This window comes from Streptococcus lactarius, assembly GCF_016642265.1.
GTDB classification, from domain to species: Bacteria; Bacillota; Bacilli; order Lactobacillales; family Streptococcaceae; genus Streptococcus; species Streptococcus lactarius.
In genome coordinates this window covers 1-12,699 of sequence record NZ_MRXX01000011.1, presented here as the reverse complement: position 1 = coordinate 12,699, position 12,699 = coordinate 1, and the positions used below count along the sequence as shown (strand labels likewise).

The following is a 12,699-nucleotide window of genomic DNA, read 5'->3' as shown; positions in this document are numbered from 1 at the left end:
AAAATGAGTATTGAAAAAATTACCCTCTTTTCGGAACTGCACGCGGAACCAAGTTGGCTGCAGGATTTACGAAAGAAAGCATTTGACAAGATCAATCAGTTGGAATTGCCAGCCATTGAACGGGTCAAATTTCATCGTTGGAATCTAGGGGATGGGAGTATTTCTGAGAGTGAAGCTTCTGTCAATGTTCCTGATTTTACCGCTCTTGATTCAAATTTAAAATTGGTCCAAGTCGGAACACAAACTGTCTTTGAACAGGTCCCACAAGCCTTAGCAGACCAAGGAATTCTTTTCACAGATTTCCATTCTGCCTTAGAGGAAATTCCGCAAGTGGTAGAAGACTACTTCATGTCTTCGGTCAAATACGATGATGACAAACTAGCAGCTTACCACACAGCATATTTTAATAGTGGGGCTGTCCTCTATATTCCAGATAACGTCGAAATTTCAGAACCAATCGAAGGCATTTTCTACCAGGATAGCGATAGTGATGTACCTTTTAACAAACACATTTTGATTATCGCTGGTAAAAACAGTAAGTTCAGCTATTTGGAACGCTTGGAATCAAAAGGTGAAGGCACAGCAAAAGCAACGGCTAATGTGACGGTTGAAGTGATCGCCCGCTCAGGTGCTCAAGTGAAATTTGCGGCGATTGACCGCCTGGGTGAAAATGTCACAGCCTACATCAGTCGCCGTGGCAAACTAGGACAGGATGCCAGCATTGATTGGGCTATCGGTGTCATGAATGAAGGCAATGTAGTTGCAGACTTTGACAGTGACTTGGTTGGAAATGGAAGTCACGCTGATTTGAAGGTCGTTGCCTTATCAAGCGGTCGTCAGGTGCAAGGAATTGATACGCGCGTGACCAACTTTGGTTGTAACTCGATCGGAAATATCTTGCAACATGGGGTTATTCTTGAAAAAGGGACCTTGACCTTTAACGGAATTGGTCATATTATCAAGGGTGCTAAAGGAGCAGATGCTCAGCAAGAAAGCCGTGTCTTGATGTTATCGGATCAAGCGCGTTCAGATGCCAATCCAATCCTTTTGATTGATGAAAATGACGTTACAGCAGGCCACGCAGCATCGATCGGTCAAGTGGACCCAGAAGATATGTATTACCTCATGAGTCGTGGTCTGGATCAACACACGGCAGAACGTTTAGTGGTGCGTGGTTTCTTGGGATCTGTTATTGTTGAAATCCCAGTTAAAGAAGTACGTGATGAAATGATTGCCACCATTGAAGAAAAGTTATCTCAACGCTAAGGAGAAACAATGCTAGATAAAAATACGATTGCTCAAGATTTTCCCATTCTCGATCAACTAGTCCACGATGAGCCTTTGGTTTATCTAGATAATGCAGCGACGACGCAAAAACCAACATGTGTTCTGGAAGCAGTTAACCAGTACTATTTGCAGGATAACGCTAATGTTCACCGTGGAGTTCATACCTTGGCTGAACGAGCGACAGCAGCCTATGAGGTGGCGCGTGAAAAAGTCAGAAAATTTATCAACGCTTCATCGACCAAGGAAGTGCTCTTTACAAGAGGGACAACGACGGGACTCAACTGGGTAGCGCGCTATGCAGAAGAAGTCCTAAAAGAAGGGGACGAAGTCCTGATCTCCATCATGGAACATCACTCTAACATCATCCCTTGGCAGCAAGCCTGCAGGAAAACAGGAGCAAAACTGGTCTATGTCTATCTAAAAGATGGCTTACTGGATATGCAAGACTTAAAGAGCAAGCTTAGTGAGAAGACAAAATTTGTCTCCATCACCCATGCTTCCAATGTCTTAGGGGTGGTCAATCCGATTAAGGAAATTGCCCAATTAGCTCATGAAGTTGGAGCGATGATGGTCGTAGATGGGGCTCAATCAACCCCTCATATGGCTATTGATGTACAAGACTTAGATGCGGATTTCTTTGCTTTTTCTGGCCATAAGATGGTTGCACCGACAGGGATTGGTGTCCTCTACGGGAGAGAAGAGCTCTTGCATCAAATGTCTCCGATCGAGTTTGGGGGCGAGATGATTGACTTTGTCTACGAGCAATCTGCTTCTTGGAAGGAATTGCCTTGGAAATTTGAAGCTGGAACACCTCATATGGCTGGTGCAATTGGTCTTGGTGCAGCGATCGATTACTTAGAGGGGTTGGGAATGGACCAAATAGAAGCGCATGAGCATGAATTGATTGCCTATGTGTTTCCCAAATTACAGGCTATCGAAGGCTTGACGATTTATGGTTCCCAAGACTTAGCCCAACGTTCTGGCGTGATTTCTTTTAATCTTGGAGACCTCCATCCCCATGATTTGGCAACAGCTCTAGATTACGAAGGGATTGCCGTTCGTGCAGGTCACCACTGTGCCCAACCCTTGCTTCAATACCTACAGGTTCCAGCAACAACGAGAGCCAGTTTTTATATCTACAACACCAAAGCGGACTGTGATCAATTAATTGAGGCATTGGTCAAAGCAAAGGAGTTTTTCAATGGCACTTTCTAAATTAGATTCGCTGTACATGGCGGTCGTAGCTGACCATTCAAAACATCCCCACCACCAAGGAAAGATTGAAGATGTTGATCAGATCCAACTCAACAATCCAACTTGTGGAGATGTGATCCAGTTGAGTGTGAAATTTGATGAGAATGATAGGGTCCAAGATATTGCTTTTGTCAATTCAGGTTGTACCATCTCAACAGCTTCGGCTAGTATGATGACAGATGCTGTAATGGGAAAAACAAAAGAGGAAGTCGAAGAATTGGCACAGGTCTTTTCAGAGATGGTCCAAGGTCAATCAGATCCTCGGCAAGAGGAATTGGGTGACGCAGCCTTCTTATCTGGAGTCTCTAAATTCCCACAACGGATTAAATGTGCGACCCTCTCCTGGAATGCTCTTAAAAAAGCGATCGAACGTAGCAAATAATTAAAAGAAGAAACAGAGAAAGAAAGGAAATTATGGCTGAAGAAAGAGTCGAACCGAAACCAATTGATCTCGGTGAATATAAATTTGGATTTCACGATGACGTTCAACCTATTCTCTCAACAGGAAAAGGCTTGAATGAAGCGGTTATTCGTGAATTGTCTGCAGCAAAAAATGAACCAGAATGGATGCTGGAGTTCCGCTTGAAATCTTTTGAAACCTTCAAAAAGATGCCCATGCAAACCTGGGGTGCCGATCTATCAGAGATTGACTTTGATGATTTGATTTATTATCAAAAACCATCGGATAAACCTGCCCGTTCTTGGGATGAAGTTCCAGAGAAAATCAAGGAAACCTTTGAGCGTATCGGGATTCCAGAAGCCGAACGTGCCTACCTAGCGGGGGCTTCTGCCCAGTATGAATCAGAAGTGGTTTACCACAATATGAAAGAAGAGTTTGAAAAGTTGGGAATTATCTTTACCGATACGGATTCTGCCTTGAAAGAATACCCAGATCTTTTCAAACAGTATTTTGCAAAGTTAGTACCTCCAACGGATAACAAGTTGGCTGCCCTCAACTCAGCTGTTTGGTCTGGTGGAACCTTCATTTATGTACCAAAAGGCGTAAAAGTAGACGTTCCCCTTCAAACTTACTTCCGTATCAACAACGAAAATACAGGTCAGTTTGAGCGTACCTTGATTATCGTGGATGAGGGAGCAAGCGTTCACTACGTTGAAGGCTGTACAGCACCGACCTATTCAAGCAATAGCCTACATGCAGCGATTGTGGAGATCTTTGCCTTGGATGGTGCCTACATGCGCTACACGACCATCCAAAACTGGTCAGACAATGTCTACAACTTGGTCACCAAGCGGGCCAAAGCTCAAAAAGATGCCACAGTTGAGTGGATCGACGGAAACCTAGGTGCCAAGACAACCATGAAGTACCCATCTGTTTATCTGGATGGAGAAGGAGCGCGTGGAACCATGTTGTCCATTGCCTTTGCGAATGCAGGGCAACACCAAGATACAGGTGCTAAGATGATCCACAATGCGCCTCATACCAGCTCATCTATCGTATCGAAGTCTATCGCAAAAGGTGGCGGAAAGGTAGATTACCGTGGACAAGTTACCTTTAACAAAAATTCCAAGAAATCAGTTTCTCACATCGAGTGTGACACCATTATCATGGATGATTTATCTGCATCAGACACGATTCCATTTAATGAAATCCACAACTCACAAGTTGCTTTGGAGCACGAAGCCAAGGTTTCAAAAATCTCAGAAGAACAACTGTATTATTTGATGAGTCGTGGTCTGTCTGAATCAGAAGCGACAGAAATGATTGTCATGGGATTTGTAGAGCCCTTTACAAAAGAACTTCCAATGGAATATGCCGTTGAGTTAAACCGACTCATTAGCTACGAAATGGAAGGATCTGTAGGATAATCCGTTTTAATAGCAAAAAAATCACAATGGATCTGACTCCATTGTGATTTTTTTCTTATAATTTTTCGTTGACATAGCGAACGAATTCATTCCACCAAACCTTTAAGAAAAAGCTTTTCTCAATGGTTTTTCCTGCTACCATATCGACCGTAGGCTCTTGATCTTCTAAGTATCCACGTCCGATTTTATCTGGATCAGTGTAGTGTAATTTTCCAAGATTAGTGCCTGATTTGACAGGTGCTCGGAATGATTCTTGGTCACTCTTGAATTGAATTTTTGGTTCCGCTTGACTACCTTGTTTTTCGACGATATAGAAGTCTTTTTTTGCAACAGCTAAAACAGTCTCTGACTTTCCATCCATGATAGTTGCCTTACTTTTTCCGTAAGGATCTCCTTCTTTAACGACAATGGAAGAAACAAAGGTTCGTACCACGTAGTTCATCAGAGAAGAAGTAGCCACAAAGCGTGCATATGGATCACCGTCAACTGCCTCCACTCCTAGGACAACTGTGATCATATGGATGCCATTTTGCGTCGTCGATGCAGCAAATGTGATACCACCTTTGGTAGAGTTGCTGACCCGTAGGCCATCAACTCCCGAACGGTAATTCGGCATGCCTTCTAGCATCAGGTTGGGATTTTCAATCTGCGTGTTTGAAAAAAGAGCAGTGGGTTTTGAAGTATATTTGGTCACTTCAGGAAAATCCTGGAGTAAGTGCTTGGCAATAACAGCAATGTCATAAGCACTCAATTGATTTTCGTCTTCTTTCCCGTCGGAATCTCCGCTGATGGTTTGAGTATTTAATCCGGTAGCATTGATTAAATGAGGAGATTGAATGCCCCATTCAGCAAGTTTCTGCTTCATTTTTTCAACAAAGCTTTTCTCAGATCCACCCACTTTCTCAGCTAAGGCCAAGGCAGCAGTGCTAGAATTTCCAACTAAAAGAGCAGTCAATAACTGTTCAACCGTATATTGGTTCGCCTCCATAGGAAGAGTGCCAGCAGCTTCGATATCATTTAAGGCCAAAGCTTTCTCAGACAATTTGATAGGATCTTTCAGAGAAAGTTTTTTTTCATGAATGGCTTCGAAAATCAGATAAGTGGTCAAGAGTGTAGATAGTCCCCCCACATCTCGCTTTTTCTCCGAATCCTTTTCATATAATATTTTACCTGTGTCAGCTTCAACAGCAATAGCACTTTGAGCAGGAAGATCCAGATCATCTGCTAGAACGACCTGATAAGGTAAACTGCATAACAGCAGCATAAAGGTTAAAAAAGAAAGAAAGAATTTTTTCACAGTTGTTTCCTCGTTACTTAATCTTCTCTATTGTATCATACAAATGATTAATGGAAAATCGTAAAATCATCAATTAGGCTAAAAAATCAGTCATAGCAAGGCTTTTGGATAGTGTTGAAGCAAATATTCAGAAAATTTAGTTTACTTTTTTTTCTACTTGTGATATAATCTTAAACAAATCTAAAAAAACTATTGGAGAATTCCTATGAAAAAAGGTAAAGTATTCGCAGTTGCCGGAGTAACACTCCTTGCAGCTGGATTGTTAGCTGCATGTTCTAGTTCAAATACTAGCAAAGCAAGCTCAGGCGAAGACAAAAACTATGGTTATGTCTATACTTCAGATCCAACAACTTTGGACTATACAATTTCTTCTAAAGCTGCTACCCATGACATCACTACAAATGTGGTAGACGGTTTGTTAGAAAATGATAAATACGGTAACCTTGTACCTTCACTTGCGGAAGACTGGTCTGTTTCTAAAGACGGTTTGACTTATACCTACAAGATTCGTAAAGGTGTCAAATGGTATGATGCGGATGGTGAAGAACACGGCGAAGTGACTGCCAAAGACTTCGTGACTGGTTTGAAACACGCTGCTGATAAAAAATCAGAAGAACTTCCACTAGTTCAAGGCTCAATCAAAGGCTTGGATGATTATGTGCAAGGAAAAACTACAGACTTCAGCCAAGTTGGTGTCAAAGCGGTTGATGATTACACACTTCAATACACATTGAACAAACCTGAAACTTTCTGGAACTCTAAAACGACTAACGGAATTTTGTTCCCAATAAGCACAGAGTTCTTGAAGAGTAAGGGAGATGATTTTGGTCAACCAAACGATGTGAAGTCAATCCTTGCAAACGGACCTTTCCTTCTTAAATCAATCACTTCAAAATCATCTGTTGTATTTGAAAAGAATGACAACTACTGGGATAAGAAAAACGTTCACCTGAAAGAAGTAAAATATACTTATTACGATGGATCAGACCAAGATTCATTGGCACGTGGATTCTCTGATGGTGCTTATACAAAAGCTCGCCTTTTCCCTGCAAGTTCAAACTTTGCAACTGTAGAAAAAAAATATAAAGACGATATCTTTACTACACCAGCAGGATCAGGTGTAGCAGTTCTTGGCTTTAACCTTGATCGTCAATCTTACAAACACACTGCTAAGAAATCCGATGCTGAAAAATCTTCTACTAAGAAAGCAATTTTGAACAAAGATTTCCGTCAGGCCATCACTTTTGCCTTGAACCGTGAAAGCTACTCAGCACAAGTCAATGGTAAAGAATTTGCTAAACCAGCTATCCGTAATACATATGTTGCGCCTGCGTTCGTACAAGTAGATGGAAAAGACTTCGGAAATGTAGTTGCAGATAAGTTGACTACTTATGGAGACCAATGGAAGGGTATCAACCTTGCAGATGGTCAAGATGGTCTTTACAACAAAGATAAAGCGAAAGCACAACTTGAAAAAGCCAAAGCTGAACTTCAAAAAGATGGTGTTCAATTCCCAATTCATATTGATGTACCGGTAGCACAAAATTCTACAAACTTTGTTTCACGGATGCAATCTCTGAAACAAACTGTGGAAGATACTCTTGGTAAAGACAATGTCGTTCTTGATCTTCAAATGATGGACTCAGACGAAGTGTTGAATATTACTTTGAATGTGCCATCAGCTGCAGACGCAGACTGGGATCTTCAAGGAATGGTCGGATGGAACCCAGACTATGATGATCCATCAACTTACCTTGATACTCTTCAACCAGCTTCTGAGGACCAAACAAAAGTTTACCTTGGTTTTGCAGGTGGTGTAGATAACCCATCAGCAAAAGCTGTAGGTTTGGATGAGTTTGCAAAACTTCTTGATGATGCAAACAACGAATCACAAGATGTTGTGAAACGTTATGAAAAATATGCTGAAGCTCAAGCTTGGTTGAGTGATAGTGCGATTGTTATTCCAACGATGTCAAGTACAGGTGCTGCAACAGTTGTTTCTAAGGTAGTTCCATTCTCTGAACCATCATCACAAACAGGTAACAAAGGTTCAACATACTTGAAATACGTTGAAGTTCAAGATGAGCCGGTTACTAAGAAACAATACGATGAAGCCCTTAAGAAATGGCAAAAAGAAAAAGCTGAGTCAAATAAAAAAGCTCAACAAGATCTTGAAAAACACGTTAAATAATTAAATTATTGATTTTCATTAGAACTTTCTCTTCTAGGGGAGAAAGTTCTTTTGGACATTAAAGGAATGAAATATGAAAAAATATGTTTTTATGCGTATTTTACGTTCATTGGTGTCAATCTTCCTTGTGACGACATTGACCTACATGATCATTTATACGCTTACCCCGAGAAATCTCATCTTCAAAAATGACCCAAACTATAACAAAGTTGCGAAGACAAAAGATTCGAAGATCAACTACGAAAACACTGTCTATGACCGCATGGGTTATTTAGAATACATGGACTCTAAAACCTTGCAACAAAAAGCAAGTAAGGAAAATTCTTCTGTAACGGTTGATGCAACATCAGCTAACGAAAAGATCTATAACAAATACATTAACAAATTAGGTCATGGTTGGCAGTTGAAACGGTTCCCAGAAAGCAAATCCTTCTATGCAGTTCGAGAAATCCCAGTTTTTGAGCGTGTTATTGGCTTCTATGGCAATTTGATTCAATTTGATCATCCAGGAGTGGTTAAAGATGCTTCAAATCCAAATCTCAAACGCTACATCCGTATTGAAAATGATCCGTCAATTGGATGGTCTGTAGTTGGTTCTGGTACCAAGCACAAGTATCTCTTGTACTTCAATGGACAATTCCCATATGTTCATCAGAACTTTGTGAGCCTAAACCTTGGGGATTCTTACCCAACTTATTCAAATACTCCAGTTCTTCAAGTAATTTCGCAAGGACAAGGAACAACCAAGAAGAGTGAAGTGAATTTCCCTACAGGTAAGAAGATTTCTTCTATCGATATCTATTCACGTACCTACAAATCACCAAGTAAGGCAGACTCACAAGATATTGACCGTTTTGGTAAAGGAGATGCCTATACAGCAACATTGAGCAATTACGAAAACCCTTCCATGATTGCAAGTTCTTCTATTATTGGTTTGATCGGTATTGCCATTGCTTACTTGATTGCGGTCCCACTCGGATCTTATATGGCTCTTTTGAAGAACTCATGGTTTGATAGTATTTCAACTGGTGCTTTGACATTCATGATGTCTCTTCCAACTATTGCCTTGGTTTATATCGTACGTTTGGCAGGTTCTTTATTTGGACTTCCAGATTCATTCCCAGTTCTTGGGGCACAAGATTGGCGTTCATACGTCTTGCCATCGCTGATTCTGGGCTTGTTGAGTGCACCATTTATTGCCGTTTGGATCCGTCGATACATGATCGATATTCACTCACAAGATTTTGTCCGTTTTGCTCGTTCAAAAGGTTTGTCAGAAAAAGAAATTTCGAAAAAACATATTTTCAAAAATGCTATGGTACCATTGGTATCAGGTATTCCAGGATCTATTATCGGGGTTATCTCAGGTGCGACTCTTACAGAAACAGTCTTTGCCTTCCCTGGTATGGGTAAAATGTTGATTGACTCTATTAAAGCATCAAATAACACCATGGTGATCGGGCTTGTCTTTATCTTTACTTCGCTTGGTATCTTTGCAGCGATGTTAGGAGATATCTTGATGACAGTGCTTGACCCACGGATTAAATTGACAAATACGAAAGGAGGCAAATAATGGCTACAATCGATAAAAATAAATTCCAATTTGTAAAGCGTGATGATTTTGCCTCTGAAGTAATTGATGCTCCTGCGTATTCTTACTGGAGATCCGTATTCAGACAGTTCTTGAAAAAAAGAACGACCATTATTATGCTGGCCATCTTGGTTAGTATCTTATTGATGAGTTTTGTTTACCCAATGTTTTCAAAATTCGATTACAACGATGTTAGTAAGGTAAACGACTTTACAGCTCGTTTGAATCCACCTAGTGCCAAAGCCTTCTTCGGTACAGATAACAACGGTAAATCTCTCTTTGATGGGGTTTGGTTCGGGGCTCGTAACTCCATTGTTATTTCCTTTATTGCGACAGTGATTAATGTGGTCGTCGGTGTTATCGTTGGTGGTATTTGGGGAATTTCAAAATCCATCGACCGAATTATGATGGAAGTTTACAACGTTATTTCAAACATTCCATTCATGTTGATCGTTATCGTCTTGACCTATTCTATGGGATCTGGTTTCTGGAATTTGATTCTGGCCATGTCCTTGACAGGTTGGATCGGAATTGCCTACACTATTCGTGTCCAAATTATGCGTTACCGTGATTTGGAATATAACCTTGCCAGCCGAACTTTGGGAACACCAACCTTTAAAATTGTAACAAAAAATATTTTGCCACAATTGGTATCAGTTATCGTGACCCAAACATCTCAGTTGCTTCCAAGTTTTATTTCTTACGAAGCCTTCCTTTCATTCTTTGGATTAGGTCTTCCAATCACCGTTCCAAGTTTGGGACGTTTGATTTCTGACTATTCTCAAAACGTGACAACAAATGCCTACCTATTCTGGATTCCGTTGACTGTTTTGATCTTAGTATCCTTGTCATTCTTTATCGTCGGACAAAACTTAGCCGATGCCAGCGACCCACGTACACATAGATAGGAGGAGTAGATATGACAACCAATAATAATATTATTTTATCTGCTCAAGATATCGTAGTGGAATTTGATGTGCGCGACCGCGTATTAACAGCTATTCGTGGCGTATCGCTTGAGCTAGTAGAAGGTGAAGTTCTTGCCTTAGTTGGTGAATCTGGATCCGGAAAATCAGTTTTGACAAAAACCTTCACCGGTATGTTAGAAGATAATGGCCGTATTGCCAAAGGTAGTATTAAATACCGTGGTCAAGAATTGACAGAGCTGAAATCCAATAAAGATTGGGAAACCATTCGTGGGTCTAAGATTGCTACGATTTTCCAAGATCCTATGACCAGCTTGGATCCAATCAATACCATTGGATCACAAATTACAGAAGTCATTATCAAACACCAAGGAAAAACACCTAAAGAAGCCAAAGAAATGGCTTTGGATTATATGGACAAAGTTGGTATTCCAGATGCAGAACGCCGTTTTGACGAATACCCATTCCAATACTCTGGTGGGATGCGTCAACGGATCGTTATCGCCATTGCCTTGGCCTGCCACCCAGACATTTTGATCTGTGATGAACCAACGACAGCCCTTGATGTAACGATTCAAGCCCAAATCATTGATTTGTTGAAATCATTGCAAAAAGAATACCAATTTACAGTTATCTTTATCACCCACGACCTTGGTGTTGTTGCAAGTATTGCTGATAAAGTAGCGGTTATGTATGCTGGTGAGATTATAGAGTTTGGTAAAGTAGAAGAAATTTTCTATGACCCTAAACATCCATATACTTGGAGTTTGCTTTCAAGTTTGCCACAATTATCAACATCAGATGGAGACCTTTACTCTATTCCAGGTACACCACCATCCTTGTATGCTCCAATTGAAGGAGATGCCTTCGCCCTTCGCTCAGATTATGCTATGCAAATAGACTTTGAAGAGCCAGCTCCAGCCTTCAAAATTACAGATACACACTGGGCTAAGACTTGGTTGCTTCATCCAGATGCTCCAGCAGTCCATAAACCTGAAGTAATTGAAAACCTTCACGAAAAAATTGGCTCAAAAATGGGCTTCACTCACATTACAGATTAGGAGGAAGGAAATGACTGAAAAATTAGTTGAAATTAAAGATTTAGAAATTTCCTTCGGTGAAGGAAGTAAAAAATTCGTTGCTGTTAAAAATGCAAACTTTTTCATTAACAAGGGGGAAACATTCTCTCTTGTAGGTGAATCAGGAAGTGGTAAAACAACAATCGGACGTGCGATCATTGGTCTGAATGATACAAGTGCTGGAGAAATTTACTACGGTGGTCGTAAGATCAACGGTAAAAATACTCACAGTGAAAAGTCTGAGTTGCTCCGGAAGATTCAAATGATCTTCCAAGATCCAGCTGCCAGTTTGAATGAGCGTGCAACTGTCGACTATATCATATCTGAAGGTTTGTACAACCATCATTTATTTAATAGTGAAGAAGAGCGCCAGGAAAAAGTAAAGAATATCATGCATGAAGTCGGTCTTCTTGCAGAACATTTGACACGTTACCCTCACGAATTCTCAGGTGGTCAACGTCAACGGATCGGTATTGCCCGTGCACTTGTCATGGAGCCAGAATTTGTCATTGCGGATGAACCAATCTCAGCCCTTGACGTTTCAGTACGTGCGCAGGTATTGAACCTTTTGAAAAAATTCCAAAGAGAATTAGGCTTGACCTACCTCTTTATCGCCCATGACTTGTCAGTTGTGCGCTTCATTTCTGATCGTATTGCAGTTATCTATAAAGGGGTTATCGTCGAAGTAGCAGAAACTGAAGAGCTATTTAACCACCCAATCCATCCATATACGCAATCACTTCTCTCAGCGGTTCCAATTCCAGATCCAATTCTAGAACGTAAAAAAGTTCTAAAAATCTACGATCCAGAACAACATGACTACTCTGAAGATAAACCACAAATGGTTGAAATCAAACCAGGACATTATGTCTGGGCTAATAAAGCAGAAGAAAGTAAATATAGACAAGCTTACAAATGAGAGTGGGACAGAAATCGGTCATTTGTTAGAATTCGATTTCGTCGTCCCGCCTCCACACAATTGAGTAGGGCTGTAAAAGCTGATGAAATCAGCCTAGTAGAGCCCACTCAACCACTGCGTCTTGCTCGACACTCCAAAAACAATTAAGAGGCTAGGACTTTTGTCCCAGCCTTATTTTCCTAAAAATTGTATCAATCTTAATTTGAAAATTTACGATGAAAAATAAAAGACTGGGCAAACGTGTGTCCAGCCTTTGAAAATTGAGAGAAGAAACTATATAGCAAGGGATTAGATGCTGTTACCGGAATGAAGACTAACCGGCAAGAAA

At 40.7% G+C, this 12,699-nt stretch carries 10 protein-coding genes; 9 read left to right on the top strand and 1 reads right to left on the bottom strand.

Annotation, left to right across the window (positions count from 1 at the left end):
* The first annotated feature begins 3 nt into the window (after positions 1-3).
* The 4 genes from sufD to sufB are packed head-to-tail and all read left to right on the top strand — an operon-like array spanning position 4 to position 4,368.
* Complete coding sequence (gene sufD / locus BTU61_RS08060) at positions 4-1,266, top strand: Fe-S cluster assembly protein SufD (RefSeq protein WP_200773101.1); 1,263 nt, start codon at positions 4-6, stop codon at positions 1,264-1,266.
* Positions 1,267-1,275: 9 nt separating this feature from the next.
* A complete protein-coding gene (locus tag BTU61_RS08055) occupies positions 1,276-2,502 on the top strand; it encodes a cysteine desulfurase (protein WP_200773100.1) in 1,227 nt (408 codons plus the stop codon).
* The gene (gene sufU / locus BTU61_RS08050; protein WP_200773099.1) at positions 2,489-2,923 is read left to right on the top strand and encodes a Fe-S cluster assembly sulfur transfer protein SufU; all 435 of its coding nucleotides are present in this window, start codon (positions 2,489-2,491) and stop codon (positions 2,921-2,923) included. Before BTU61_RS08055 ends, sufU begins: the two co-directional genes overlap by 14 nt.
* A gap of 32 nt (positions 2,924-2,955) precedes the next feature.
* Positions 2,956-4,368 carry a Fe-S cluster assembly protein SufB gene (sufB, locus tag BTU61_RS08045; RefSeq protein WP_003010279.1) on the top strand — a complete coding sequence of 471 codons (1,413 nt, stop codon included), beginning with the start codon at positions 2,956-2,958 and terminating at the stop codon, positions 4,366-4,368.
* Positions 4,369-4,423: 55 nt separating this feature from the next.
* Here the strand turns inward: sufB and BTU61_RS08040 are convergent, their stop codons facing one another.
* A complete protein-coding gene (locus tag BTU61_RS08040) occupies positions 4,424-5,665 on the bottom strand; it encodes a serine hydrolase (RefSeq protein WP_200773098.1) in 1,242 nt (413 codons plus the stop codon).
* Positions 5,666-5,870: 205 nt separating this feature from the next.
* On the opposite strand from BTU61_RS08040, the gene BTU61_RS08035 reads away from it, so the two are divergent.
* From BTU61_RS08035 to BTU61_RS08015, 5 genes are all read left to right on the top strand, one after another.
* Complete coding sequence (locus BTU61_RS08035) at positions 5,871-7,856, top strand: peptide ABC transporter substrate-binding protein (RefSeq protein WP_200773097.1); 1,986 nt, start codon at positions 5,871-5,873, stop codon at positions 7,854-7,856.
* A gap of 73 nt (positions 7,857-7,929) precedes the next feature.
* Positions 7,930-9,429 carry an ABC transporter permease gene (locus tag BTU61_RS08030; RefSeq protein WP_200773096.1) on the top strand — a complete coding sequence of 500 codons (1,500 nt, stop codon included), beginning with the start codon at positions 7,930-7,932 and terminating at the stop codon, positions 9,427-9,429.
* Positions 9,429-10,355 carry an oligopeptide ABC transporter permease OppC gene (gene oppC / locus BTU61_RS08025; protein ID WP_200773095.1) on the top strand — a complete coding sequence of 309 codons (927 nt, stop codon included), beginning with the start codon at positions 9,429-9,431 and terminating at the stop codon, positions 10,353-10,355. Before BTU61_RS08030 ends, oppC begins: the two co-directional genes overlap by 1 nt.
* An 11-nt stretch (positions 10,356-10,366) precedes the next feature.
* Positions 10,367-11,434, top strand: coding sequence for an ABC transporter ATP-binding protein (locus BTU61_RS08020; protein ID WP_200773094.1), 1,068 nt, complete (start codon positions 10,367-10,369; stop codon positions 11,432-11,434).
* Positions 11,435-11,444: 10 nt separating this feature from the next.
* Positions 11,445-12,371, top strand: a complete 927-nt coding sequence (locus BTU61_RS08015) for an ATP-binding cassette domain-containing protein (RefSeq protein ID WP_200773093.1) — start codon at positions 11,445-11,447, stop codon at positions 12,369-12,371.
* The last annotated feature ends 328 nt before the right edge of the window (positions 12,372-12,699 follow it).

Excerpts from the sequence above, each read along its gene's own strand:
- sufU (WP_200773099.1), top strand. The coding sequence starts at position 2,489 with ATGGCACTTTCTAAATTAGATTCGCTGTACATGGCGGTCGTAGCTGAC.
- oppC (WP_200773095.1), top strand. The coding sequence starts at position 9,429 with ATGGCTACAATCGATAAAAATAAATTCCAATTTGTAAAGCGTGATGAT.
- sufB (WP_003010279.1), top strand. The coding sequence starts at position 2,956 with ATGGCTGAAGAAAGAGTCGAACCGAAACCAATTGATCTCGGTGAATAT.
- BTU61_RS08030 (WP_200773096.1), top strand. The coding sequence starts at position 7,930 with ATGAAAAAATATGTTTTTATGCGTATTTTACGTTCATTGGTGTCAATC.
- BTU61_RS08035 (WP_200773097.1), top strand. The coding sequence starts at position 5,871 with ATGAAAAAAGGTAAAGTATTCGCAGTTGCCGGAGTAACACTCCTTGCA.
- BTU61_RS08020 (WP_200773094.1), top strand. The coding sequence starts at position 10,367 with ATGACAACCAATAATAATATTATTTTATCTGCTCAAGATATCGTAGTG.
- sufD (WP_200773101.1), top strand. The coding sequence starts at position 4 with ATGAGTATTGAAAAAATTACCCTCTTTTCGGAACTGCACGCGGAACCA.
- BTU61_RS08055 (WP_200773100.1), top strand. The coding sequence starts at position 1,276 with ATGCTAGATAAAAATACGATTGCTCAAGATTTTCCCATTCTCGATCAA.
- BTU61_RS08015 (WP_200773093.1), top strand. The coding sequence starts at position 11,445 with ATGACTGAAAAATTAGTTGAAATTAAAGATTTAGAAATTTCCTTCGGT.